Annotated in this window: 21 protein-coding genes; 8 read left to right on the plus strand and 13 right to left on the minus strand. The window is 72.5% G+C overall.

The features are described from left to right. Both uraH and uraD read right to left on the minus strand, forming a co-directional pair. The gene (uraH, locus tag AB0M88_RS21940) at positions 1-360 is read right to left on the minus strand and encodes a hydroxyisourate hydrolase (RefSeq protein WP_364104954.1); all 360 of its coding nucleotides are present in this window, start codon (positions 358-360) and stop codon (positions 1-3) included. Next, a complete protein-coding gene (gene uraD / locus AB0M88_RS21945; RefSeq protein ID WP_364104956.1) occupies positions 347-838 on the minus strand; it encodes a 2-oxo-4-hydroxy-4-carboxy-5-ureidoimidazoline decarboxylase in 492 nt (163 codons plus the stop codon). Before uraD ends, uraH begins: the two co-directional genes overlap by 14 nt. A gap of 91 nt (positions 839-929) precedes the next feature. Here uraD and AB0M88_RS21950 point away from each other — a divergent pair, with 91 nt between their 5' ends. Together AB0M88_RS21950 and AB0M88_RS21955 are read left to right on the plus strand one after the other, a co-directional pair. Next, on the plus strand, positions 930-4112 hold the full coding sequence (locus AB0M88_RS21950) for an ATP-dependent helicase C-terminal domain-containing protein (RefSeq protein ID WP_364104958.1): 3183 nt from the start codon (positions 930-932) through the stop codon (positions 4110-4112). Beyond that, positions 4109-4477, plus strand: a complete 369-nt coding sequence (locus AB0M88_RS21955) for a 6-carboxytetrahydropterin synthase (RefSeq protein WP_364104960.1) — start codon at positions 4109-4111, stop codon at positions 4475-4477. The genes AB0M88_RS21950 and AB0M88_RS21955 overlap by 4 nt, the downstream gene beginning before the upstream one ends. Here the strand turns inward: AB0M88_RS21955 and AB0M88_RS21960 are convergent. The 10 genes from AB0M88_RS21960 to AB0M88_RS22005 form a co-directional block, all read right to left on the minus strand. Beyond that, the gene (locus AB0M88_RS21960) at positions 4459-6765 is read right to left on the minus strand and encodes an EAL domain-containing protein (RefSeq protein ID WP_364104962.1); all 2307 of its coding nucleotides are present in this window, start codon (positions 6763-6765) and stop codon (positions 4459-4461) included. The genes AB0M88_RS21955 and AB0M88_RS21960 overlap by 19 nt on opposite strands. Before the next feature lie 55 nt (positions 6766-6820). Then, the gene (locus AB0M88_RS21965) at positions 6821-7543 is read right to left on the minus strand and encodes a protein phosphatase 2C domain-containing protein (RefSeq protein ID WP_364104964.1); all 723 of its coding nucleotides are present in this window, start codon (positions 7541-7543) and stop codon (positions 6821-6823) included. Positions 7544-7646: 103 nt separating this feature from the next. Then, entirely contained in the window at positions 7647-8687 is a 1041-nt protein-coding gene (locus AB0M88_RS21970) for a hypothetical protein (protein ID WP_364104966.1), read from the minus strand. Then, positions 8666-9817 carry a transporter substrate-binding domain-containing protein gene (locus AB0M88_RS21975; RefSeq protein ID WP_364104968.1) on the minus strand — a complete coding sequence of 384 codons (1152 nt, stop codon included), beginning with the start codon at positions 9815-9817 and terminating at the stop codon, positions 8666-8668. The genes AB0M88_RS21970 and AB0M88_RS21975 overlap by 22 nt, the downstream gene beginning before the upstream one ends. A 274-nt stretch (positions 9818-10091) precedes the next feature. Further along, positions 10092-11825 (minus strand): malto-oligosyltrehalose trehalohydrolase, encoded by a 1734-nt coding sequence (gene treZ / locus AB0M88_RS21980; protein WP_364104970.1) that lies wholly within the window; start codon positions 11823-11825, stop codon positions 10092-10094. Further along, complete coding sequence (gene treY, locus AB0M88_RS21985; protein ID WP_364104972.1) at positions 11825-14092, minus strand: malto-oligosyltrehalose synthase; 2268 nt, start codon at positions 14090-14092, stop codon at positions 11825-11827. Before treY ends, treZ begins: the two co-directional genes overlap by 1 nt. After that, entirely contained in the window at positions 14092-16203 is a 2112-nt protein-coding gene (gene glgX / locus AB0M88_RS21990; RefSeq protein ID WP_364104974.1) for a glycogen debranching protein GlgX, read from the minus strand. Before glgX ends, treY begins: the two co-directional genes overlap by 1 nt. A 168-nt stretch (positions 16204-16371) precedes the next feature. Then, complete coding sequence (locus AB0M88_RS21995; RefSeq protein ID WP_364104976.1) at positions 16372-17304, minus strand: ketopantoate reductase family protein; 933 nt, start codon at positions 17302-17304, stop codon at positions 16372-16374. A gap of 6 nt (positions 17305-17310) precedes the next feature. Continuing rightward, positions 17311-17574, minus strand: coding sequence for a UBP-type zinc finger domain-containing protein (locus AB0M88_RS22000; RefSeq protein WP_364104978.1), 264 nt, complete (start codon positions 17572-17574; stop codon positions 17311-17313). Then, positions 17571-19154 (minus strand): Na+/H+ antiporter, encoded by a 1584-nt coding sequence (locus AB0M88_RS22005; protein WP_364104980.1) that lies wholly within the window; start codon positions 19152-19154, stop codon positions 17571-17573. Before AB0M88_RS22005 ends, AB0M88_RS22000 begins: the two co-directional genes overlap by 4 nt. Before the next feature lie 119 nt (positions 19155-19273). Between AB0M88_RS22005 and AB0M88_RS22010 the strand changes: the two genes are divergently transcribed. The 6 genes from AB0M88_RS22010 to AB0M88_RS22035 all read left to right on the plus strand — a co-directional run bounded on the left by AB0M88_RS22010 (position 19274) and on the right by AB0M88_RS22035 (position 25203). Then, positions 19274-20272: a ketoacyl-ACP synthase III gene (locus tag AB0M88_RS22010; RefSeq protein WP_364104982.1), complete on the plus strand. Its 999-nt coding sequence runs from the start codon at positions 19274-19276 to the stop codon at positions 20270-20272. Then, positions 20269-21000 carry a glycosyltransferase family A protein gene (locus AB0M88_RS22015; protein WP_364104984.1) on the plus strand — a complete coding sequence of 244 codons (732 nt, stop codon included), beginning with the start codon at positions 20269-20271 and terminating at the stop codon, positions 20998-21000. The genes AB0M88_RS22010 and AB0M88_RS22015 overlap by 4 nt, the downstream gene beginning before the upstream one ends. Beyond that, entirely contained in the window at positions 21000-22403 is a 1404-nt protein-coding gene (locus AB0M88_RS22020) for a class I adenylate-forming enzyme family protein (RefSeq protein ID WP_364104986.1), read from the plus strand. The genes AB0M88_RS22015 and AB0M88_RS22020 overlap by 1 nt, the downstream gene beginning before the upstream one ends. Then, on the plus strand, positions 22400-23137 hold the full coding sequence (locus AB0M88_RS22025) for a glycosyltransferase (protein WP_364104988.1): 738 nt from the start codon (positions 22400-22402) through the stop codon (positions 23135-23137). Before AB0M88_RS22020 ends, AB0M88_RS22025 begins: the two co-directional genes overlap by 4 nt. A gap of 156 nt (positions 23138-23293) precedes the next feature. After that, positions 23294-24343 (plus strand): cytochrome P450, encoded by a 1050-nt coding sequence (locus AB0M88_RS22030; RefSeq protein WP_364104990.1) that lies wholly within the window; start codon positions 23294-23296, stop codon positions 24341-24343. Further along, positions 24340-25203 (plus strand): NAD(P)-dependent oxidoreductase, encoded by an 864-nt coding sequence (locus AB0M88_RS22035; protein ID WP_364104992.1) that lies wholly within the window; start codon positions 24340-24342, stop codon positions 25201-25203. The genes AB0M88_RS22030 and AB0M88_RS22035 overlap by 4 nt, the downstream gene beginning before the upstream one ends. Here the strand turns inward: AB0M88_RS22035 and AB0M88_RS22040 are convergent. Next, positions 25166-25765, minus strand: a complete 600-nt coding sequence (locus AB0M88_RS22040) for a hypothetical protein (protein WP_364104994.1) — start codon at positions 25763-25765, stop codon at positions 25166-25168. The genes AB0M88_RS22035 and AB0M88_RS22040 overlap by 38 nt on opposite strands. Between the last annotated feature and the right edge of the window lie 35 nt (positions 25766-25800).

Raw genomic sequence — 25800 nt, forward strand, 5'->3', positions numbered from 1 at the left:
TCAGCTCCCTCGGTAGGTGGTGTAGCCGTACCTGCTCAGCAGCAGCGGCACGTGGTAATGCCGCTCGGCGTCGTGGACGTGGAAGGCGACCACGATCTCGGGGAAGAACGCGTCGCGGCCCAGATAGGGCTCCACGTAGAAGAGGAGGCGGTAGCCGCCGGCCTGCCACTCGTTGAGCGGCACCCGGTAGCGCAGGCGGCCGTCGGCGTCGGTGCGGCCCTCGTCGATCCTGCGCCAGCCCTCCGAGTCGCGGCGCTCGAGGCGTACGTAGACGTCGCGGGCCGGCTCACCGGACACCGTGTCAAGGATGTGGGTCGAGATCCGGGCGTGCGCCTCGGCGGTGCCGTCATCCGCGGGCATCGAGCATCCGCTCCAGCCTCAGCAACGCGATCTTCCGCAACTCGTCCTGGACGATCTCCCGCTCGGTGCCGGAATCGTTCTCCAACCGTTTTCTGGCTTCCGCCACGATCTCCTCCTTGCCACGGCCGCTGGCGAAGATCAGAAAGACGTGCCCGAATTTCTCCTCGTAAGCCCGGTTCGCGGCGACGAGTTCGGGGTCCGGCGCGACGGCCGACTGCTCCCGCCGCGACCACGCGGCCTCGGTCGAGTCGCCGGCCGCACGCTCCCCGATGCGTGGGTGGGCGGCCAGCGCGACCAGCACGTCGTCCCAGCTCAACGACCGGGCGGCGGCATCCGCGGCGGCCCGGACGGCGGCGCGGTCGGCGAACGGGCGCGCGGCCACGATCGCGGCACCCCAGGCCGGGGCCGCGCAACAGGCGCGAAGATCTCGCCCGAGGCGCTCGGCCGGCAGCGAGTTGACGGCGTCGACCGCGTCCATCCGGCGCATCACCTCCGTTACCGATCAGTCAATCAGGCCGGGCGACCGCCACGCACTCCATCCGGCGGTTTTGTCGTACCCGTACGCAAGGATGGTGACCGTGCCGATCGCCGCCGCCCTTCCCGATCTGCCGATCCGTGCGGCCCTGCCGCGCATCGCGTCGGCCCTGGCCGGCGCCGGCTCCCTGGTGCTGGTGGCGCCCCCGGGCACCGGCAAGACCACGGTGGTCCCGCTCGCCCTGGCAAGTGACGCGGGCAAGGTGGTGGTCGCCGAGCCGCGGCGCCTCGCGGCGCGAGCCGCCGCGCGCCGCATGGCCTCACTGCTGGGCGATCGGGTGGGCGGCCGCGTCGGCTTCACCGTACGCGGGGAGCGACGAGTCTCCGCCTCCACCCAGATCGAGGTCGTCACCACCGGAGTCCTGGTCCGCCGGCTGCAACGCGACCCCGAGCTGGCCGGCACCGCCCTGGTGATCCTCGACGAGTGCCACGAGCGCCACCTCGACTCCGACCTCGCCCTGGCCTTCCTGACCGAGGTGCGCGCCGCCCTGCGCCCCGACCTGCGGCTGCTGGCGACCTCGGCGACCGCCGACTCCAAGCGCCTGGCCGAAGTGCTCGACGCCCCGGTCGTGACCGCCGAGGCCCCGATGTTCCCGGTCGAGGTCGTCTGGTCGCCCCCGCCCGGCCCGATCGCGCCGCCCCTCGGCCTGCGGATCGACCCCCGCCTGCTCGACCACGTGGCCGCCGTGACCCGCCGCGCCTTCGCCGAGAGCGACGGCGACGTGCTCGTCTTCCTGCCCGGCGCCCGCGAGATCGATCATGTGGCGAGCCGCCTCCCGCTCAACGTCGTCGCGTTGCACGGCCGCCAGCCCGGCTCCATTCAGGACGCCGCGTTGCGCCCCTCCGACCGGCGCCGGGTCGTGCTGGCCACCGCGGTCGCCGAGAGCAGCCTCACCGTCCCCGGCGTGCGCGCGGTGGTCGACGCCGGCCTGAGCCGCGTCCCCCGCATGGACCACGCCCGCGGCCTGGGCACCCTGGCCACCGTGCCGGTCTCCCGGGCCGCCGCCACCCAGCGCGCCGGCCGCGCCGGCCGCGAGGCGCCCGGCCGGGTCTACCGCTGCTGGCCCGAGGCCCGGCACGACCGCCTCCCGGCCCAGCCCGAGCCCGAGATCGCCACCGCCGACCTGACCGGCTTCGCCCTCGACCTCGCCCTGTGGGGCCACCCCGACGGCACCGGCCTGGCCCTCCCCGACCAGCCACCCGCCGGAGCCCTCCGGGCCGCCGTGACGACCCTGCACGACCTCGGCGCGGTCGACGGATCCGGCCGCATCACCGCCCGGGGCCGCGCCTTGGCCGACGCCGGCCTCCACCCCCGCCTGGCCCGGGCCCTGCTCGACGGCGCGGCCCTGGTCGGCCCCCGCCGGGCGGCCGAGATCGTCGCCCTCCTCGACGACGACCGCAACGCCCCCGACGACCTCCCGGCGGGCTGGCGCCGCGCCCGCTCCACCAACGACTCGGCGTGGCGCTCCGAGACCCGCCGCCTGACCGCCGCCCTGACCCGCTCCCCCACCGACGACACGGTCGACGCCGTCACCGACGCCGCTGAAGACGCCCTCGCCCCCGGTCCCGACCAAATTCCCGCCGCTGGCGCCCTCGCCCCCGAGCCCGACCACGCACCCACCGCCGGCGCCCACAACAGCGCACCCGACCACCCGCCCACCGCTGGCGCCCACAACACCGAGCCCGACCACCCGCCCACCGCAGGCCCGCAGCCGTCCGGGTTCGGCGGATCGCATTCCGGCAGGCCCACGGCTGCGGCAAGCGGAGCGCTCGCCGCCGACGGCCGAACGACCACGCCCGACCCGGCGCCCGCCCGTGCTTCAGTCGCGCCACTCAGCGGGACGGCTTCCACGGCCGGCAGGCCTAAAGCCACGGCCGGTGGGCCTAGAGCCCGGAGCGATAAGCCCGAAACGCCGCGCGGTGAGGCCGAAACCCCGGGCGGGGAGCTCAGAGCCCCGCGCGGTGAGGCAGAAACCCCGCGCCGTGAGGCCGAAACGCCGCGCGGTGAGGCAGAAACCCCGCGCGGCGAGGCCAGAGCCCCGCGCCGTAAGGCCGAAACCCCGCGCGGAGAGCCCAGAGCCCTGCGCGGCGAGCCCGAAACCTCGCGCGGGGAGCCCAGAGCCCCGCGCGGCGAGCCGAGGACCAGGGCCGGTGGGCCTGAAGCTGGGACCCGAACCGAGACCGGGGGCGGGCAGCCGGCCAGGGGCGTGGGCGGGCGGCGGGCCGAGGAGGGCGGCCGGCTGACCGACGATCTGGCGGCCGGGGTAGTGGTCGGGCTGGCGTACCCGGAGCGGGTCGCTCGCGTGCGCGAGCCGGGCAGCCGGTCCTATCTGATGGCCGGCGGCACCGCCGCCGAGTTGCCGGCCGGGTCCGGGCTGGCCGGGGTGACCTGGCTGGCCGTCGCGTCGGCCGATCGGGCCGCCGGGGCGCGCACCGCCCGCATCCGGGCCGCGGCGCCGCTCGACGAGGCCTCCGCCCGCGAGGCCGCGGCCACGCTGCTCGTCACCGAGACCGAGATCGCCTGGCGGGACGCCGACGTCGTCGCGCGCACGGTCGAGCGGCTCGGCGCGATCACGCTGGTCGAGCGCCGGCTCGACCGTCCCGACCAGGCCCGGCTGCAGGCGGCGCTCCTCGACGGTCTGCGGCGCGAGGGCCTGGGCCTGCTCAACTGGTCACGCACCGCGAGCGAACTCCGGGAGCGCCTGGCCTTCGCCCACGCCGCGCTCGGTGACCCGTGGCCCGACGTCAGCGATCAGGCCCTCCTCGACCGGGCGGAAGACTGGCTCGACCTGTCCCGCGCCCGCCGCCGCGCCGATCTGGCGAAGATCGACGTGACCTCGGCCCTGCGGCGTCTGCTTCCGTGGTCGGTGGCGGGGCGGCTCGACGAGGTCGCGCCCGAGCGGCTGCCGGTGCCGAGCGGCTCCCGGGTGCGGGTCGACTACACCGATGCCGAGTCGCCGGTCCTGGCCGTCAAGGTGCAGGAGGCGTTCGGCTGGCGGGACGCCCCGCGCCTGGCCGACGGCCGCGTGCCGGTCCTGCTGCATCTGCTCTCCCCGGCCGGGCGCCCGGTGGCCGTGACCCGCGATCTCGCCTCGTTCTGGGCCCAGGGCTACCCCCAGGTCCGGGCCGAGTTGCGGGGCCGCTATCCGCGACACCCGTGGCCCGAAGATCCGACCACCGCCGCACCGACTCGTCGCACCAACCCGCGCTCGCGATGAGCTTCGTCGTCGAGGTCGACCGCCGCTTCCCGGTCCGGCAGGGCCTGGCCGGCGGCGCGAAGGCGCGTCTCGTCCCCGGCGCGGCGATCGAGCTCAGGGTGACCGTCGGGGTCGCTTTCGAGGACGACCAGCTCGACCACCTGGGCCGCTATTTCGACACCGACGCCGCCGCCGAGCAGGTCGACCGGGTCTGCGCCGATCTCGCCGGCCACGTGTGGACCGACCTGTTCGACTTCCGGCCCACGTTCGAGCTGGTGGCCCGCCACCTGTTCGAGCGGCTGGCGCCCGAGATTCCGCAGCTCGCCTTCGTGCGACTTCGCGACGAGACGTTCGGGTCGCGCACCTGCTATCGGCCCAGGTTCTGAGACTCCAGGGGCGCCGGCTGGGCCGGGATCTTGGCGGGCCCGGTCAGGCGGGCGAGCGGGCCCGGCTGGCCGAAGAGGTAGCCCTGTCCCAGCGGGCACCCCAGCTCGGCCAGCGCCGTCGCCCGCTCGATCGTCTCGATGCCCTCGGCGACCACGACGACGTCCAGCTCGGCGCAGATGGCCAGGATCGAGCGGCAGACGGCGCCCGCCCGGTCGGGGGCGATGTCCACATCGGTCAGCGTGGAGTCGAGTTTCACGATGTCGACGGGCAGCGAATGCAGTTGGGCCAGCGCGTTGAAGCCGCTGCCGAAGTCGTCCAGGGCGACACGTACGCCATGGGAGCGCAAGGCCGCCGCGACCGCGGCGGCCTTCGGAAGGTCGGGAATCCGCCGGGTTTCGGTGATCTCGACGATGAGGCGGCCCGGCGGCACCTCGTGCCGGGCGAGCGCGGCGAAGACCGTCTCCTCGAGGCCGTCCTGGCCGAGCCGGGCCGCCGAGACGTTGACGTGCACGTCGATCGGGCGGCCGTAGGTCGATTCGAGCACGGCGATGTCGGCGCAGGCCTGGTCGAGGACGAAGTCGTCGATCGCGACGACGAGGCCGGTGCGCTCGGCGACCGTGACGAAGACGTCGGGGTGGACCGTGCCCGCTACCGGGTCGGTCCAGCGGACCAGCGCCTCAAAGGCGACCGTCACGCCGTCGGAGAAGCGGACGATCGGCTGGTAGTGGACCTCGAAACCGGACGCCGCCGGGCTGCCTCCGGCCAGCGCCTGGGCGAGCAGGTGGGGCAGGTCGGCGTGGGGGCCGCCGTCGTTCGATCCGGCGTAGCGGGCCAGCGCGCCCTTGCCGCGGCGCTTGCTGGAATACATCGCGGCGTCGGCCCGGCGGAGCAGCGTGTCGGCCGAGAGCGGCTCGCCGTCGTCGGGCACGACCAGGCCGATGCTGGCGCCGACGCCGATGGCGTGCCCGTCGATCAGGAACGGTTCGCGCAGCTCGGCCAGGATGCGGTGGCCGATCTCCTCGGCCTCGCCGGCCGACGACGGGTCGAGCAGCACCGCGAACTCGTCGCCGCCGAGCCGGGCCACCAGGTCGTCGGGGCCGACGCAGGCGATCGTACGGTCGGCGATGGCCCGCAGCACCCGATCGCCCATCGCGTGCCCGAAGCTGTCGTTGATGAGCTTGAAGTCGTCGAGGTCGGCGAAGAGGACGGCCAGCGGCTGCTCGCGGTGCCGGTGCGCGTCGAGCGCGAGCACCAGCCGTTCCCGGAACATCGCCCGGTTGGCCAGCCCGGTCAACGAGTCGTGATAGGCCTGATGGTGCAGCCGTTGCTGGCCCTCGGAGACCCGGTCGAGCAGCACCGTGTTGTCGACGATCGTGAACATCTGCCGGGCCACGACCAGCCCCAGGCCGAGCCATCCGAGATAGGCCTCGAAGGGGGTCAGCCGGTTGCCGGCCCCGGTGCTGATGCCGATGACCACTCCGGTCGCGGTGACCGGCACATAGGGCAGCAGCAGATGCAGCCAGTCGCGCTGCGGCGAGATCTCCTGGGCCTGGCCGTTGAGCGCTGGGCTGGTCGCGGCCAGCAGGATGAAGGCCGGCCCGAACAGGTGGCCCGCCGACTGCAACTGGGTCAGCGGCCCCGCGCCGAGAACCATCAGGCGGTAGGTGTCGGTCACCCCGAACGAGATGATCGCCAGCCCGATCAGGTAGAGCGGTCGCCGGCCGGCCCTCGAGTCGGGCCGGGTCGCCAGCAACAACACGACGATGGTGAGGAGCAGCAGGTCGGCGATCGGATAGGCGACGGCCACCCAGACCGTGCCGGTCGCCGGCTTCAGCACGTGAACCGGCAGCACCGACCAGCAGAACGCGAGCAGCGACCCGGTGATCAGCACGCTGTCGAGGACGAGCGCCAGCTGGTCGCGCCGGGCCGACGTCGGCACCGGCCGGGGCCGGGTGTGCACGGCGCCGAGCAGCCCGATGAACAGGCACAGCGGCAAAATAAGGAAGCCGACCGAGGTGCCCGGGCGTCCCGGGTCGACCACGTCCTGCACGGCCCACCAGAGCCGCTCCACCGCCCAGCCGGCCAGCCCGATCGCGGCGAGGAGCCGCCAGTGCCGTTGCACGCCCACTCGCCCGCGGGCCGCCACCAGGCACACCCACGCCGCGAGGCCCCCGACGACCATCTGCGCGACGTCGTCGTACAGCCGTCGCCCACCCGGCGCGATGAGTTCCCCCAGGGCCACCGCCCCCAGGACAAGCGTCAGCGTGACGAACAGTCGCGCCGTCATCATCACCACCCGGAGCCGAGACCTGTCGTAACGTACCGCAGGTCGGGGCCGACGGTTACTCGCCGGCGACCAGATCGGCGACGATCACCGTGACGTTGTCCGGTCCACCGCCTCGCAGCGCCAGGTCGATCAACCTCTCGGCGCACGCCTTGGGATCGGGCGCCTCGATCATCTCCTGCTCGATCGTCTCGTTGGTGACGACCGCGGTCAGGCCGTCGCTGCACAGGAGCCAGCGGTCGGCGACCTCCGGCTCGACGATCACGTACGCCGGGCTGACCGGCTCGCCCTGCAGCACCCGGGTGACCACCGACCGGCGCGGATGGCTGGCCGCCTCGTCCGGCTGGATCAGGCCCTGGTCGACCAGCATCTGGACGTACGTGTCGTCCTTGGTCAGCTGGTTGAGCCGGCCGTCGCGCAGCAGGTAGGCCCGCGAGTCACCGACGTGCGCCATCGCCGCCCGGGTGCCGGAGAAGATCACGGCGGTGAGCGTCGTGCCCATGCCCTGCAACGAGTTGTCGGCGACCACGGTCTCGGCGATCCGGCCGTTCGCGATCTCGAGGGCCTTGTGCAGCGCGTCCATCTGGTGCTCGTTGTCGATCGGGACGTCGAGCACGCTCATGGCGTCGATGGCGAGGCGGCTGGCCAGGTCACCGGCGGCCATCCCACCCATGCCGTCGGCGACGACGAGGAGGTGGTCGCCGGCGTAGTAACAGTCCTCGTTGTTGCTGCGGACATGTCCTTGATCGGTGACGGCCGCCCACCGGAGGTGCAAGGTCATGGCGTGCAGCTTCCCAGATCGCCGTTCACCTGTCTGCACGCGGTAGGCGGCGCGTCGCGGAAGTGCACACCGAAAACCCTGAAAGGGCAGGTGGAAAACGTTGTCACGGGGACACCAGAGGGCGGCCGAGACAGCGTGGATCGACCTCGGTCACCGGGCGTGTCGGTGCGACCCAGGACAGTGCGGAGTCGTCGACCGCCCAGCCGCGCACCGACACCTTGCTGTCGGGGGCCTGCTTGACCGCCGGGCAGAGGATGCGGGAGCGCACCTGACCGTTCGGGATGAAGGTCACGTCGCCGTCCCCCTGCAGAATGGTCGTCGAGTTGTCGTCGACCGCCACCAGCTGGCCGCGCATCACCTGCACGACGCCGCCGGGCGGACCGACCTCGACCGCGCTGTCCGGCAGCACCGGCACCCGCAGGAAGACCACGCCGATCACGAAAGGGGCGACCAGCGCCGCTCCGACCGCCGGCCAGTGCGTGACCAGCCGGGCCGACCACACCGGCACCGGCCCGGTCATCAGCGGCCCGAGCAGCGGCGGCACCCCGAGCAGCAGCGCGGTCGCCACCTCGTGGTCGCGGACCGCGGTCTCGATGCCCGGCCACACGAACGCCAGCACGAGCAGACCGATCAGCACCGGCACCCCCACCGTGATCCACAGCATGACCCACCGCCCGGCCCGGAACCGCTGCACCGCGGTCAGCCCGAGAATCGAGACGACCAGCATGGCCAGCGCCGGCAGCAGGCGCAGCTGCCACGTGAAGGCGGCCAGCACCGCCGCGACCACCACCACCCAGTCGGGCATCCGCAGCGCACTCACCGCCAGCATCGAACGGCCGGCCTGGCCGGGCGCGCTGACCAGCAGAATGCCGCCGAGCGAGCGCAGCACGAGAATCACCGCCGGCACCGTCCAGACCAGCGTGATGAAGAGCGCGCTGATCATGCCGAGCGGGCTGATGTACTGCACCAGCAGCAGCATCGTCGGCAGGTCCTGGCGGCTCAGGTACCACAGCCGGAGCACGAGCAGCACCAGCGGGAACGCCGGCAGCACGGTGAAGAGCCAGTTGAGCTGGGCCCGCCGCCGCCGGGGCGGCGCCGGGGCGCCCTTGACGAAGATGTCGGTCACGGCACGCTGTCTTCCCACGGCAGCTTGCGTACGTCCGGACGGGCCGCCCGCGGCTGCTCGGCCACCGCGATCGGGGTGTGATCGTCCTGGCTCGCCCGGGTCTCCACCTGCAGATTGTGGGCGTACGCGAGCTCCCACCGGTCGTCGTGCGGGTCCTTGTACGACTTGTAGAGCGTCGCGTCGACCAGCGTCTTCAGCGCGTCGTTGTCACCGACGTTGACGCCCCACTTCTCGGTCGAGTCGTAACCGAGATCCCAGTGGTGAAACTCCTGGGGATGTTGGTATTTGTAGCCGGCCAGGATCGCCGCGTCGGTGCTCACCGCGTCGACCCGGTCCGGCCCTTTACTGCGCAGCAACGCGATGCATTCACTGATCTTGTTTTTGCGCACCACGGTCGCGCCCGCCTGTTCCGGTGCCGTGATGCTGGTCGACGCCGACAGCGAGCAGACCCGTTTGTGCGCCAGATCCTCGAAGGTCGCCACCGGCGAGTGGCCGGCCAGCGTCAGGGCCGACTCCTCGGTGTAGAGGTACGGATAGGAGAAGGTCGCACCCTGATCGATCCGGTCCTGGGTGATGCTGTAGCTGGCGATCACCATCTTGACCGCGACCCGGTTACCCTGCGGATCGGCGGCCTGCATGCGCCCGCGGTCCTCGCTCTCGATGGCGTAGAACCGCACGTCCTGCCGCCGAAAACCGAGATCCTCCGCGATCATGTAGGCGATGTCGATGTCGAACCCGCTCCACGTGCCGCATCCGCCCGCCGGCGGCCGGGCCGCGCACTCCTTGCTGCCCGGGTCGTAGTAGGCGATGCCCGGCTGGTCGTCCTTCACCCCGACGCTCAGCGTGGTCCACGAGTTGACCCCGGCCTGCGCCCGCAGATCGGCCAGCGACGGCGGCCCGGTCACGAACAGCTTCACCATCGTCAGCGTCAACGCCAGCACGAGCGCCAGCCCTAACCCGGCCAGCCGCAGAATCGCCAGGTTGAACCGCTGCGGCGGCTCCGGCAGCCCCATCGGCTCGGGCAGCGGAGGCGGCAGCTGATCGGCCACCTCCATCTGGGCGATGTCCCGCGCCGCGATGTCTTCCGCGGTCGCTTCCTCCCGCCGCCGCACCGGCCACCGCAACCGGCCACGCACCGACTCAGCCATCCACACCCCTCACCACCGCGGCGCGGGCTGGGCGCGCCGCTCGCGCGCCCCTGCCGGTACGCGACTGGCGCGTCCTCCCCAGGCCCACCATGCCGCCCATAGTGGCCTACGAGTACGACAGGAACCCATCCCCCACCTCGGTGGCTTGTCCCACAGCCCGCCGACTGTGGACGAAGCGGGAGCTGCGAACGTGCAGAGGTCAGCGCGCGGTAATCGAACATGTCGGTCATGCGCCCGGTCCAGGGTCTGTCACCGTGTCAGGGTCAAGGCCTCGTCAGCGGAAGGCGACCACCACGGCGGTCTCCGGCGGCAGGTCGACGCGGTCGCGCTGCAGCACGACGCCCGGCTCGGTGGCCAGCAGCACCTTGCTCGGCACCGCCCGCAAGCTCACCGTCTGCGGCACCGGGGCCAGATTGGCCGCGACCGCGCACTGCCCCCGCCGCATCACCACATATTGGTCACCGTGCCAGACTTCGGCCTTGTCGAGCCACGGGTCGCTCAGGTCGGCCCGGCCGCGGCGCAACGCGATCAACTTCCGATACAGGTCCAGGATGTCGGCATGGCCCGGCTTGTCGAGCTCGTTCCAGTCCAGCTTGGAGCGTTCGAACGTGGCCGGGTCCTGCGGGTCGGGCACGTCGGCCGACGCCCAGCCGTGGGCGGCGAACTCGCGCCGCCGGCCGGTCTGCACCGCCTCCGCCAGTTCGGGCTCGGGGTGGCTGGTGAAGAACTGCCACGGGCTCGACGCCGCCCACTCCTCGCCCATGAACAGCATCGGCGTGAACGGTGACGTGAGCAGCAGCGTGGCCCCGACCTTGAGCAGTCCCGGTGACAGCGTCGCCGAGATGCGGTCGCCGATCGCCCGGTTCCCGATCTGGTCGTGGTTTTGCAGGTAGGCGACGAACCGGTGCCCCGGGATCAGGGACCGGTTGACCGGCCGCCCGTGTCGCCGCTTCCGGAAGCTCGACCACGTGCCGGCGTGGAAGAACGCCCCTTCGAGCACGGTCTGGAGGCACGAGAGCGAGCCGAAGTCGCCGTAGTAGCCCTGGCGCTCGCCGGTCAGCAGCGTGTGCAGGGCGTGGTGCACGTCGTCGTCCCACTGTCCCTGCAGGCCGAGGCCGCCCGCCTCGCGGGGCGTGATCAGGCGCGGGTCGTTCAGGTCGGACTCCGCGATCAGCGACAGCGGCCGGCCCAGCGCGACCGACAACGACGAGACCTCGACCGCCATCTGTTCGAGCAGGTTGACCGCCGAGTGGTCGACCAGCGCGTGCACGGCGTCGAGCCGCAGACCGTCCACGTGGTAGTCGCGCAGCCACATCAGGACGCTGTCGATGATGTAGCGGCGTACCTCGTCCGACTGCGGCCCGTCCAGGTTGACCGAGGCGCCCCACGGGTTGGACCCCGAGGCCGCCAGATAGGGCGCGAAGGAAGGGGCGTAGGCCCCGGACGGCCCGAAGTGGTTGTAGACCACGTCGAGGATCACGCCGAGCCCACGCGCGTGGGCCGCGTCGACGAAACGCTTCAGCCCGTCCGGGCCGCCGTACGCCTCGTGCGGCGCATACCAGCACACGCCGTCGTAGCCCCAGTTGTGTTCACCGTTGAACGAGCCGACCGGGAGCAGCTCCACCATGTCGACACCGAGCGACACGAGATGGTCGAGCCGGGCGATGGCGGCGTCAAAGGTCCCGGCAGCGGTGAACGTTCCGATATGGAGCTCGTAGAGAACCGCGCCCGGCAGCTGCCGGCCCGTCCACGACGAATCAGTCCACGCGAACGCCGACTGGTCGTATACCCGGCTCGGCCCGTGCACCCCCTGAGGCTGCCACTGCGAGCGAGGATCGGGTAGCCCGTTGTCACCATCCGGCAGGATGTACGCGTAGTCGGTCCCGGGACCGGCGGCGGGCACGTCGAGGCGCCACCAGCCGTCATCCCCGCGTTCCATCTCGCGGTCTCCCTCAAGAACGCGCAACTTGACCGTTTTGTCAGGCGCCCAGACTTCGAAGTGCGTCATTATTCTTTCACCAGCAGGGCAACCGGATAGGCGTGCAGGAGCTCAGCCACCGCGAGCCGGTTCCCCCCATAGCTCGTGTTCGTGAAGACTTCCGTCCAGCTGTGTCCGTCGAGTGACAACGTGGTGTCCCCCCACCCTCCGTGCCGTGACAATCCGACCGGCAGCCGGGTGGCGACGGCCACCACGCCACCCCGGTCGAAGGCGAGCACGTGTTCCCCCACGCGCCCCTCGGCAAACACCGGGCGATACGACGAGAAGAGTTCCGGGCGCTGCCGGCGCAATCGCATCGTGCGGCTGGTGACCAGCAGCTTCGCCGCTCCACTGTCGTCGACCGGCGGCAGCCACCCGTCGTCGATGCGGGCCAGAAGCGCGCGCCGCAGGGAGAAGTCGACCGGCCGCCGGTTGTCCGGGTCGACCAGCGAGTGGTCCCACAGTTCGGTGCCCTGATAGACGTCGGGCACCCCGGGCATGGTCAACTGCACCAGCTTCTGCCCGAGCGCGTTCGACCACCCGGGCGCGGTGACCGAGGCCGCGAAGTCGCCCACCTCGCGGTGCAGGGCCGGATCGTCGTAGATGTGGTCGACCATCTCGGTCAGGCGGCCCTCGAAGCGCTCGTCCGGGTGCAACCAGTTGGTGCCGGCGCCGCTCTCTCGCGCGGCCTTCACCGCGTACGCCTGGAGCCGCGGCCGGGAAATCGGCCAGGCGCCCACCGCGGCCTGCCAGATGAGGTGGGCGAGCGCCGGGTCGGGCAGCGGGGCGACCCGGACCCACCGCCGCACCACCTCGGTCCAGTCGCCCGGCACCTCGGCGAGCACCGCGAGCCGGGCCCGCACGTCCTCGCTGCGCTTGGTGTCGTGCGTGGAGAGGGCGGTCATCGAGTGCGGCCGCAGGCGCTGCCGCGACTCCATCGCCTCGTGGAAGTTGTCCGGGGTGACGCCGAATTCGCACGGGTCGCAGCCGACCTCGTTGCGGGCGGTGAACCGGGTCCAGCGGTAGAACGCCGTGTCCTCGACGCCTTTGGCCATCACCGCGCCGGTGTACTGCTGGAACCGCTGGGTCAGCTCGTCCGCCGGCCGGCGCAGCCGCGAGGTGAGCTGGTCGAGCACCGGGATCAGCTCGGGTCGCCGCCGCCCGGCCTCGGATCGCGCCCGGGCGAGATGCCGCGCCCCGAAGGGCAGATAGGAACGATAGACCGGAAAACACGCGGCCAGCTCGGCCAGCGCCTTCGGCGCGGCCTCGATTTCCGGTACGAGGTGGGCCATGCGCGTCAACTCGGCCGCGAGCTGGGTCGTGGCCAGGGTGTGCTTGGTCTGGTGGACGAGGTCCTGCCAGCTGACCTCGCGCCCGGTCAGGTGATGGTCGAGGGTGTCGAAGAACCGCTCGGTGCTCGGGTCGATGAACACCCCGCACACCTCGGCCAGCGCGTCGTAGCCGGTCGTGCCGTCGACCGGCCAGGGCGGCGGCTCCTCGCCCGGTTCGAGGATCTTCTCGACCACGAGCCACGCGTCGGGGGCCGCGTTGTGCAGGCGTTCGAGGTATTCGCCCGGGGCGCGCAGGCCGTCCGGGTGGTCGACGCGGATGCCCTGGACGGCGCCCTCGGCGTACCACCGGAGGATCTCGGCGTGGGTCGCCTCGAACACCTCCGGATCCTCGACCCGCAGCCCGGCCAGGTCGGCGATGGTGAAGAACCGGCGGTAGTTGAGCTCGGAGTCGCCCCGGGTCCAGTCGGCCAGCTCGTAGTGCTGCCGGTCGTGCACCTCGCGGGCCGTGCCGTCGCCGGTGCCGTCGGCGATCGGGTAGCGCTTGTCGTAGTAGCGCAGTTCGCCGTCCTCGACCCGCAGGTCGTCGAGCGCGTCCGGCGAGTCGGCCAGCACCGGGATCAGCACCCGGCCGCGCGTCCAGTCGATGTCGTAGAACTTGGCGTACTGCGACTTCTGCCCGTGCTTGAGGACGTCCCACCAGGTCGGGTTGGCCGCCGGGACGCCGACCCCGGCGTGGTTGGGCACGATGTCGACGACCAGGCCGAGCCCGGCCGCGTCGAGGGCGGCCTTGAGCGCGCGGCGGCCCTCCTCGCCGCCCAGCTCGGGATTGACCTTGGTGTGGTCGACGACGTCGTAGCCGTGGCTGGAACCGGGAGCCGCCGCCAGCAGCGGGCTGGTGTAGAGGTGGCTCACCCCGAGATCGGCCAGGTAGTCGGCGAGCGCGGCGGTGTCGGACAACGGGAACTCGGGGCGGACCTGAACTCGGTAGGTTCCAGAAGGGGGCATCAAACCGTCCTGTCCAACACGATGAGAGATCTGTCGGGCACCCAGAGCTTGGTGCCGGCCTCGACGACCGACGGGCGATCCGGGGACGGCTCCGCCGTCTCGATGACCTTTTCCCACTTTTCGCCGTATTCAGCCGGCGGGGTGGCAAATTCGATGGGCGCGTCGTGCGCGTTGAAGAACAGCAGGAACGAGCTGTCGACGTGGCGTTGACCGTATTGCCCGCGCTCGCGGATGCCCTCGCCGTTGACGAAGAGCGCGACCGCCCGGCCGAAGTCGTTGCCCCAGTCGTCGCCGGCCATCTGCCGGCCGTCGGGGGTGAACCACTCCAGGTCGGGCAGCGGGTCCCCGCCGCCGCGGGCGGTCACCGGCAGGCCGGTGAAGAACCGCCGGCGCTGGAACACCTGGTGCCGGTGCCGGAACGCGGTCAGCTTGCGGGTGAACTCGAGCAGATGCTCGTCGGCGTTGCCCCAGTCGATCCAGGCCAGCTCGTTGTCCTGGCAGTACGCGTTGTTGTTGCCCTGCTGGGTGCGCCCGAGCTCGTCGCCGTGCGAGATCATCGGCACGCCCTGGCTGAGCATCAGCGTGGCCAGGAAGTTGCGCCGCTGCTTGGACCGGAGCGTCAGCACCTGGACGTCGGTGGCCGGGCCCTCGATGCCGCAGTTCCACGACCGGTTGTAGCTCTCGCCGTCCCGGTTCTCCTCGCCGTTGGCCTCGTTGTGCTTGTCGTTGTACGAAACGAGGTCGTTGAGCGTGAACCCGTCGTGCGCGGTCACGAAGTTGATCGAGTGGAACGGCTTGCGCCCGTCGTCCTGGTAGAGGTCGGCCGAGCCGGTGATCCGGGAGGCGAACTCGGCCAGCGTCGCCGGCTCGCCACGCCAGAAGTCGCGGACCGTGTCACGGTATTTGCCGTTCCACTCGGTCCAGTTGGGCGGGAAGTTGCCGACCTGGTAGCCGCCCGGGCCGACGTCCCACGGCTCGGCGATCAGCTTGACCTGGCCGACCACCGGGTCCTGCTGCACCACCTCGAAGAACGTGGACAGCCGGTCGACGTCGTAGAACTCGCGGGCCAGCGTCGAGGCGAGGTCGAACCGGAACCCGTCGACGTGCATCTCGGTCACCCAGTAGCGCAGCGAATCCATGATCAGCTGGAGGCTCTGCGGGCTGCGCACGTTGAGGCTGTTCCCGGTGCCGGTGTAGTCCATGTAGAACTGCGGCTGATCGTCCACCAGGCGGTAATACGTACGGTTGTCGATGCCCTTCAGCGACAGCGTCGGGCCGAGATGATTGCCCTCGGCGGTGTGGTTGTAGACGACGTCGAGGATCACCTCCATGCCGGCCTTGTGCAGCGCCTTGACCATGCCGCGGAACTCCTGGGTCTGCTGGCCCAGCGTGCCGGTCGACGAATAGCCCTGGTAGGGCGCGAAGAAGCCGATCGTGTTGTAGCCCCAGTAGTTGCGCAGGCCCAGGTCGGAGAGCCGGTTGTCGTGCACGAACTGGTGCACCGGCATCAGCTCGACCGCGGTCACCCCGAGGCTCTTCAGGTGCTCGATGATCGCCGGATGGCCGAGCGCCGAGTAGCTGCCCCGCATGTCCTTGGGCACCTCGGGATGCCGCTCGGTGAGCCCCTTGACGTGCGTCTCGTAGATCACCGAGTGGTGATAGGGGATGTCCGGCCGGCGGTCGTTGCCCCAGTCGAAGTACGGGTTGACCACCACGCCCTTGGCCATGTACGGCGCCGAGTCGAGGTCCGACATCTGGTCCGGGTTGTCGAAGTCGTACGCGTAGAGCGACCGGTGCCACTCGATGTCGGCGTCGACCGCCCGCGCGTACGGGTCGAGCAGCAGCTTGTGCGGATTGCAGCGGAGCCCGCGGGACGGGTCGTACGGCCCGTAGACCCGGTAGCCGTACCGCTGGCCCGGCTCGACCCCGGGCAGGTAGGCGTGCCAGACGAACGCGTCCTGCTCGTGCAACTGGACCTTGCGCTCGTTGCCGGCCGGGTCGAACAGGCACAGCTCGACCGCCTCGGCCACCTCGGAGAAGATTGCGAAGTTCGTGCCCGTGCCGTCGTACGTGGCGCCCAGCGGGTACCGATGACCAGGCCAAACTTGCATATTGCGTTCCCACCCCTCGACAGTCGGTGCAAGGCGACCGCACCAGGACGTTCACCCGCGGCGGGTCTCTTGCCCCCGCCCCGGGTGGTGTAATCCTGTGCGGCCGCGTCCGCCCGCCATTGTCGCCGATCGGCAGAGCGCGTTCGGCAGGACTGTCCGGTTATCGCCCTAGCGTCCCCCGGCCGGGGTCGTGCGCGACGCGCTGTAGAGCGACAGGCGGGTGTAGGCGGCCGAGAGCAGCGGAACCGGCAGCTCGTGCTCGGCCGCCCGGGCCACGAAGTCGCCCAGGATGGCGTCCGCCTCGACCGGCCGGCCCTCCACCATGTCGCGGAACATCGACGAGGTGGTCGGCCGGTCGCTGGCCACCACCTGCTCGAGCAGGGCGACCGCGCCCGGTCGCGGGGCGTGCCCGGCCGCGGTCGCGGTGGCGATCGCCTCGGCCATGACGGCCTGCGCGAAGACTGCTCCGCCGGGGGCCCGGTTGATGTCGCCGACCGGGGCCCGCATCAGCGTGGTGATCGCGCCGAGGGCGGCCAGCAACATCCACTTCTCCCACATGTCGCTGACGATGGTGTGCGACGGGTGGGAGTCGAACTCCTCGCCCTCCAGCGCGAAGGTCACCTCGGACAGCCGGTCGTCGTCACCGCCGTCGAGCGGGCCGTAGCCGAGCCGCAGCGGGCCGCCCATCAGCGTCACGTCGCCGTCCGCGTCGAGAGTGGCCATCACCACACAGACGCCGCCCCAGACCCGCTCCGGCCCGAACGCCCCGACCAGCTGGTCGATGTGGCGCAGGCCGTTGAGCAGCGGCACGATCACCGTGCGCGGGCCGAGCGCGGGTGCCAGGTCGAGCATCGCCTGTTCGAGCGCGTAGCTCTTCACGGCCAGCACGACCAGTTCGTACGGCCCGTCGAGGGTGCCGGTGGTGACCGTGTGCGGATGCACTTCGGTCTCGCCGTCCGGGCCCTTGATGTGCAGGCCCCGCCGGTTGAGGGTCGCCTGCCGGCCCGGCCGCACCAGGAACGTCACGTCCTTGCCCGCCTGCGCCAGGCGGCCACCGAAATATCCGCCGGTCGCGCCGGCACCCACGAAGAGGGTTCGCATGAGCGATCAGCCTAGATGCTCGTCGAGGTAGCACCAGCGCCACGACTCACCGGGTTCGTAGGACCGCATCACCGGATGGCCGGTCGCCTCGTGATGGGCCGTCATGTGTTTCAGTGGGGAGGAGTCGCAGCACGCGACATGGCCGCAGCCGAGGCACAGCCGCAGGTGGACCCAGTTGTGCAGGCCGGCGGCGTGGCACTCGGCGCAGCCCTCCTCATAGGTTGACTGCGGGGCCGTCTCGGCGGCCTCCTTGAGGTGCTGGCAGATCACTCGTCACTCCGTTGCAGCAGGGACTCTTCCAGATCCAGATCGCGCTGGGCGCGGGTGAGCACCTCTTCGGGGATGCGTCCCTCGTTCCGGGCGACCTTGAACACTCGGCGTTCCGCACCGATCATCTCGCGACGCAGCCGACCGTACGCCGCCGAGGGCGTCTCCTGCTGCTGATTGCCGAGCCGCTCCCAGGCGTTGTTGGACCGGCTCTCGACGAGCGCCCGCAGGCGGTCGACGACCGAGGGCGGCGCCCCGTCGGCGGCGGCCTCGAGCGCCTCCAGGGCGGCCCGGCTGGCCTGGTGCTGCACGCCCGCCTCGGCCAGCGCGTCGGCCGTGCTGTTGTCCTGGCGGACGCCGAGCCGCACGGCCAGCCAGGACAGCGTCGTGCCCTGCAGCAGCAGCGTCACCACGATGACCGCGAACGCGACGAAGATGAACAGGTTGATCGGATAGTTCGGGATGTACTTTTCCGGGTCGGGGTTGGGCTTGGGCAGCGTCTGCGCGGCGGCCAGCGTGACCACGCCGCGCATGCCCGCCCACCCGATCACCGTCGGCACCGTGACCGGCGGCCTCTCCTCGCGGTCCCGCACCCGCGGGGACAGCCGCGGAAGGTAGGTCGCCGGGTACATCCAGATGAACCGGACGACCAGCAGCGTGCCGATCACCGCCGCGGTCACCCCGATCGTGGTGCCGACGGTGGTCTCGATATCGCTGCCGACCGTGCGCAGCTGAAGGCCGACGAGCAGGAAGACGATGCCTTCGAGGAGGAACGTGATCATCCGCCAGACCGCCTCCATCTGCAGCCGGGAGGTCGGCGACAGCAGGTAGGGCATGCGATGGCCGAGGTAGAGCCCGGCGATCACGACGGCCACGACGCTGGAGGTCTTCAGCTCCTCGGCGACGATCACGACCACGAACGGGGTGAGCAGCGAGACCGCGTCGTCGAGCAGCGAGTCCTCGATCTTGCGGTGCAGCTTGGCCGCGATCCAGGCCGCGGCCAGCCCGAGCACGATGCCGCCGCCCGCCTTGAGGGCGACCTGCCCGGCGATCGGCCAGAACCCGACCGCGGCGCCACCCAGCGCGGCGGTCGCGACCCGCACCAGCACCAGCGCCGACGCGTCGTTGAGCAGGCTCTCACCCTCCAGGATGGTCACCACCCGGCGGGGCAGCCCGATGCGCTTGGCGATCGCGGTCGCCGACACCGCGTCGGGCGGGGCGACGACCGCGCCCAGCGCCACGCAGGCGGCGAACGGGATCTGCGGGAGCAGCACGTGCAGGACGATGCCGACCGCGAACGCCGTGACCAGCACCAGGCCGATCGCGAGCATCAGGATCGGCCGCAGCGCCCGGCGGAACGCGGGCACCGAGGTCTCGAGGGCGGCCGTATAGAGCAGGGGCGGCAGGATGCCGATCAGCACGAGATCGGGGTCGAGGTGCGCTTCCGGCATTCCGGGCACGAAGGACAGGGCGAGTCCGGCGACGAGCAGGACCAGCGGGGCGACGAAGCCGAGCCGCCGGGCCAGAGCGGCGCCGAGAACAGAGATCGCCACCAGGGCGACGACGTCGACGATGCTCTCCATGCCGGGAAGCTTATTGAATCCCCGACCCGCGGTCGCGTGCCGCAACTCACCCTGATGACGGTCAAGATAGGCAGTTCTACTCACGCGAGCGACACAAGATCTACGGAAGGCTGTCGCGCATGACCAGAGTCGGGATCACCGGGATCGCCTACGCCCTGCCCGCGCGGGAGGTGGCGACCGCCGAACTCCAGCGCAAGGTCGCGGTGGCCAGCGGCCTCATGCTGCCGCCCGGCATGTTCGAGAAGGCGACCGGCATCGTCCGGCGCCGGGTCGCGGCCGACGACGAATACGCCTCCGACCTCGCGGTCGACGCCGCGACCAAGGTGCTCGCCGACACCGGCACCGACCCGCTCGACGTCGACCTGCTGCTGTTCGCCAGCGCCACCCGCGACATGGCCGAGCCGGCCACCGCCCACGTGGTGCAGGCCGCGCTGGGCAGCCGGGCCCACGCGCTCGACGTCACCAACGCCTGCAACAGCTTCCTCAACGGCATCGACCTGGCCCGCTCGATGATCCTGGCCGGCCGGGCCCGGCGGGCGCTGGTGGTCACCGGCGAGACCCCGACCCGGGCGATGCGGCCGCGCATCGACGGCATGGCCCAGGCGCGCACGGCGTTCGCCGGCTACACGTTCGGCGACGCCGGCGCGGCGGTGCTGGTCGAGCCGGTGGCGGCGGGCGGCATCGTCGACGTCGACAGCGAGACCCACTCCGAGCACTGGGCGGCCGGCGGCATCTTCGGCGGCGGCTCCCGGCACCCGCGCGGCGACGAGCACACCTATTTCACCGGCGACGGCCACCGGCTGCGGCGCATCTTCGAGAAGATCGGGGCCGGGCTGATCGAGCGCGTCGCGCTCCGCACCGGGTACGCCTGGTCCGACTACTCCAGGGTCCTCGTGCACCAGGTGACGCTGCCCTACCTCGAACGGTTCGTCGAGGTCACGGGCGTGCCGCGCGACAAGCTGGCGATCACGGTCGACCGGCTCGGCAACATGGCGTCGGCGACCCTGGGCGTCCAGATGGCCGAGGTCCGTCCCGATCTCGCCCCCGGCGACCGGGTGCTGCTGGTCGGCCTGGGCGGCGGCGTCAGCCTGATGACCATGGTGTGGGAGGTCTCGTGAACTCGCTGTGGGTGATCGTCCCGGCCTACAACGAGCGGGAGCGGATCGGCGCCACGCTGGCCGCGCTGGCCGCCCAGACCGACACCGACTTCACGCTGCTGGTCGTCGACAACGCCTCGACCGACGGCACCGCGGAGATCGCGGCCGCGTTCCGCGGCCCGTTCACCACCGAGGTGCTCACGGAACCGGAGAAGGGCGTCGGCTCGGCCGTCGACACCGGTTTCCGGCACGCGATCAGCCACGGCGCGGTGCACCTCGCCCGCACGGACGCCGACTGCCTGCCCCGGCCCGGCTGGGTGGCGGCGGCCCGGCGCGCGCTGGCCGCCGGCGACGGGCTCGCCTGCGGCCGGGTGATCGCCCGGCGCGACGAACACGGGCCGGCCGGGCGGGCGGCCTTCCAGGTGCTGGTCACGCTGGCGGCGGCGTTCGGCCGGTGGCGCCCCGGGCATCGCGGCTCCGAGTTCCGCGCGCCCTACCGCATGCACGCCGGCAACAACATGGCCATCACCGCCGAGCTCTACCAGTCCTGCGGCGGCATGCCCCGGCGGCCGTCCCCGACCGACCGCACGTTCCTCAACCGGGTTCGCCGCACCACCCCGGCGATCGGCCACCACCGCGACATGGTGGTGGAAAACTCGACCCGCCGGTTGCGGGCCTACGGCCTGGCCGGCACCGCCCGGTGGTACCTCGACCGCGGCAGCGGCCCGCGCACGGCGGATCCCCGCTGATGCTCACCGAACTGATCGAAAGCCTGCGCGACGACGACCCCCGCCCCGCGCTGGCCGGGTCGGCCACCCGCGGCGACCTCGCCCGCCTGCTGCGGGCCTACGCCCGGGCGCTGCACGACGAGGGGCTCACCGCGGGCGACACCCTGGGCCTGGCCGTACGCCCGGGGCCGCGCTCGCTGGCCGCCATGCTCGCGGCGTACCACCTCGGCCTGCGCATCGCCGTGCTCGACCCGACCGCCGGGCCGGACGTTCTCCTGGCCCGCCTTTCCCTCGCCCCGCCCCGGCTGGTGCTGGCCGACGCCGCCGCCCAAGCCGTGTCGGGCTGGGCCGCGCCGCTCGCCCGCCGCGCCCACCTCGCCCTGCCCGACCTCGGCGCGGTCGCGCCGGTCCGCACGATCGGCCGGCGGCTCCCCGGCTCGGCGCCCCGCCTGCGCTGCGGACCGGGGTCACTCCCCCGGGCGTACGCGGGTGACGGCGACGCCGTGATCGTCTTCACCTCGGGCACGACGTCCTCGCCGCGGGCCGTCGTACACACCCGCGCGTCGCTGTCGGCCGGAATGGCGGCGGTCCGCGACCTGGTCCGGCCGGCGCCCGGCACACCGGTCGTCGGCGGCACGTTCTTCGTGCTGCTGCCGTCGCTCGCCGCGGGGGCGCCGGTCGCGTTCCCGCGCGGGCGGGCGCTGCGCAAGCTCCACCCGCAGGCGACCTACCTCACCCCGCCGCAGCTACGGGCCGCGCTGGCCGCCGGGGTGCGGTTCACCGGCCGGGTCTACAGCGGTTCCGCGCCGGTGAGCGCGTCGCTGCTCGCCGCGGTACGCCGGGCCGGCGCCTCGGAGGCCTGGGGCGTCTACGCGCTGACCGAACTCTTCCCGGCCGCCGCCGTCGAGTCGTCGGCCAAGGCGGCCTTCGAGGGCTCGGGCGACCTGGTCGGCGACCTGCTGCCGGGGGTCTCGGCCGAAATCTGCGCGGGGCAGGTCATGCTGCGCGGGCCTGCGATGGCCGACCGCTATCTGGGCTCGCCACCCCTGGAACGGGTCGCGACCGGGGACGCGGGCTTGATCACCGACGGCCGGCTGGTGCTCGGCGGCCGCCAGAAAGACATGATCCTGCGGCGGGCCGAGAACATCTACCCCGGTCTGTACGAGCCGATGCTGCACGTGCCCGGGGTCGAGCTGGCGCTGCTCGTGGGCGTCCCGGCGGGCGACGGCGACGAGCGGGTGGTGGCCGTCGTGCAGACCGCGCCCGGCGTCCCCGAGCAGCGGGTGCGGGCCTGTCTGCGTACGCCGATAAGCCGGATGGGCACCGCCCGGCCCGACGCCGTGGTTTTCGCCCGCATCCCGCTGGCCGGCCGGTCCCGCAAACCGGACCGCGCCGCGACCGCCCGACTGGCGGCCTCGGCGTGAGAGACCTGGCCGTGATCGTGCCCGCCCGCAACGAGGAGCGGCTGCTCCCGGGCCTGCTCGCGGCCCTGGCCGCCCAACAGGACCCGCGCTTCACCGTGGTCCTGGTCGACAACGCCTCGACCGACCGCACCCCGGCCCTGGCCCGGACGTCCCCCTTGGACATCTCGGTCGTCTCGGAGCCCTCCCGGGGCGCCGGCACCGCGGCCGACACCGGCTTCCGCCACGCGATCGCCGCCGGAGCCCTCCTCTTGGCCCGGACCGACGCCGACTGCCTCCCCGCCCCCGACTGGACCGCGGCCATCCGCCGCCACTTCCGCTCCGGCGCCGAAATGATCTGCGGCCGCAGCGTGCCCCGCCGCGACGAAAACCCGGGCCTGCTCGAACGCCACCTCTACCCGGCCTTCGTCCGCACCGCCGCGCTGTACGGTCGCCACCGCCACCGCGGCCCCGGGTTCCGGACGCCGTTCGTGCTGGTCCACGGGCACAACCTGGCCCTGACCGCCGACCTGTACATCCGCTCGGGCGGCACGCCGCGCGAACTGCTGACCGAGGGCTCGGAAGACGTCACCCTCCTCAACCGCTGCCGCCGCGCGACCGGCCGGATCGTGCGCGCCGAAGACGTCGTCGTCGAGTCCAGCCTGCGCCGCCTCCGCGCGTGGGGCCCCCGCCGAACCCTCCTGTGGCATTGGGACCGCCGCTACCGCCCCACCCCGGAGGAGGCCGACATCCGATGACCTCGAAACCTCCCCAGCGCGCTCCGGCTCTATTCGGGCCGAGCCGCACCCACCCCGGCACCGGGTGGGGTGAGTAAAGCGGCCAGGTCTGACGTTTTCCGGCGGTTGTCCACCGGGCGGGCCCGGGACCGGCGGGTCTATCTGCGGAGCCACCCGGTGCCCTTCGGGCTCCTGGCGGCCACGCGGCACCGGCCGGTGTTCCGGCTGGGGCGGACGGTGTTCGTGCACGATCCGGTCGCCTATCGGAGGGCGCTCACGTCGGTGCCCCTCGACCGGACCGCCGAAGGGACCACCGGCGGGGCGGCCGGGCGGCTGGCCGGGCCGGACACGCTCTTCGACCAGCACGGCGAATCCCACCGGCGGGCGCGACGGGACGCCGCCGACCGGCTCGGCGCGGCCGGCGTCGAGCGGCTGCGCCCGATCTGGACGAGCCGGCTGGAGCGGCGCCTGGCCGGGCTGGCCGACGGTTCCCCGGTCGACCTGGTGACGCTCGCGGCCGAGATCGCCGGGGCCACCGCGGCGGCGTTGCTCGACCTGTCGGTCGACCCGCTCGAACTGGCCTCCGCCGCACGCGAGGCCGCGGCGGCCGCGGCTCGCGCCCACCTTCCCGGGCCCCGTTCGCTGCTTCGCCGCGCCGTTCCGCCCCGGGCGGCACCGGACCGCCAATCGGCGCTCACGCCGGCCGAGCGTGCCGCCCAGCGGCTGAGCGACCTGGTGGGAAGCCCTCTCAACGCCGTCCTGGCGGTAGCGGCGATCAACACCACGGTGGCCGCCCTGCCCCGAGCGGCGGCCTGGGCCTCAGACGACGAACTCTGGGACGCCGACCCCCGCGCCCTGGCCGACGAGCTTCTGCGGGTCACCTCCCCGACACCGCTTCTGCCCCGGGTGCCGGCGGTCACCGGCACCCTGCTGCCGGGTGGCCGATGCCCGGTCGGTCCCGGCGACCGGATGCTGCTGATCACCCGCCACGCCGCCGGCGCGCACCGCCGCGACCCCGACCCGGCCGGCCCGCCGTCGCCCCAGCAGTCGCAGCTGGTGTTCGGGGCCGGCCCGCACGCCTGCCCCGGCGCCGCCCTGGCCCGCGCGCAGATGACGGACTTCCTGGCCGCGCTGGCGCCCTACCGCCCGAGGGTGGTCCGGGCCCGCGCCGACCGGCATTCCGCACTGCCCGGCTGGGCCGTCCTGACCGTCCGGGCGGGGCGATGAGCATGCGGATCGCGATCACCGGTGCGAGCGGATTCTGCGGCTCGGCGGTGGCCCGGGCCGCCGCCCGGGACCGGGACGTCGTTTGCCTCGGGCGGCGCCCGGGCCCGGCCGGCGAGCACCGGCTCTGGGACGCGACCACGGACAACCCCGATCTGGACGGCGTCGACGCGGTGATCCACCTGGCCGCCGCGGTCGGCGATCCCCGCCCGGGAAAAGTGACCGAGGCCAGGTTCCGCGCGGTGAACGTCGACGGCACCGCCCGGCTGCTGGAGGCCGCCGGACCACGGCCGGTCGTGTGGGTCAGCACCGCCAGCGTCTACCGCCCCGGGCCTTACCCGGGGCCGCTCCGCGAGGACCATCCGGCCGACCGGCAGCGAACCGCCTACGGCCGCACCAAGGCGGCCGGGGAACGGCTTGCCCTCCAGGCGGGAAAGGTGGTGCTGCGGCCGCGGGCGGTCTACGGCCCGGGTGACCCGCACCTGCTCCCCCGGCTGCGGCGCGTCGTCCACCGCGACACGGCCTGGCTGCCCGGTCCCGACGTACGGCTGAGCCTGACCGCGGTCGAAAACCTGGCCGACGCCTGCCTCACGGCGCTGAGCTGGCCGAAAGGGGCTTACAACATCGCGGATTCGACGGCGTACAGCCGGGACGCCGCGGTCGCGGCGGTGCTGGGTGTTCCCGTACGCCATGTGCCGTTAGCCGCCGCAGAGGCGGCCGTGAAGCTGGGTTCGCGGCTTTTGACCCGTTACGCCCTGGACCAGGTGACTGACGGACTGGTCCTCGACATCGCCAAGGCGCGAGCCCGGGGCTGGACGCCGCGGGTCAGCTTGTCGTCGTCGGGATCGAGCGCGCGACCGTAGAGGCCCAGGTGCCGTCCTTACCGAGCTTGGTGAAGACGGCGTCGACCGAGAAGACGTACGCGGTCTGCCGGTCGAGCCCGGTGACCGGGGCGCTCATCATGCCGCAGCCCGAGCCCGGCTTGATGACCGTCCAGCCGATGTCACGCTGGTTGCCGACCGACAGCTGGTGCTGGGCGATCGCGGTGAGCCGGTATTCGACCAGGTCGGAGCCGCCCGGGTTGTACCAGGTGACGGTCGCGCTGGTGGTTCCGGCGACGACCGTGGCCGAGTTGATCTCGCCGGCGTGGAACTTGATGCTCGCGCAGTCGTTGCCGCTCACCGACGGGGCGGGCGTCGGCGAGACCGTGCCGATCGGCAGGAAGCCGGTCGGGAACGGGGCCGGCGACGAGTAGGAGACGGCGGGCGTCGGCACGGGCGCGACCGGGCCGCCGTTGGTGAGCATCCACGGCGTGGTGGCACTGGGCGCGACCGTGGCCTGGGCGGTGGTGGCCGCCTTCGCGCAGCCGCCGAGCAGCAGCCCCGCGAACGGGATCACCAGCAGCGCAAGCTTCCCACGACGCACACGTCCTCCAGAGCCTCGGCCGATCCCGTACGCGG

Origin of the sequence: Actinoplanes sp. NPDC051411 (genome assembly GCF_040682075.1) — a bacterium.
Classification (GTDB): domain Bacteria; phylum Actinomycetota; class Actinomycetes; order Mycobacteriales; family Micromonosporaceae; genus Actinoplanes.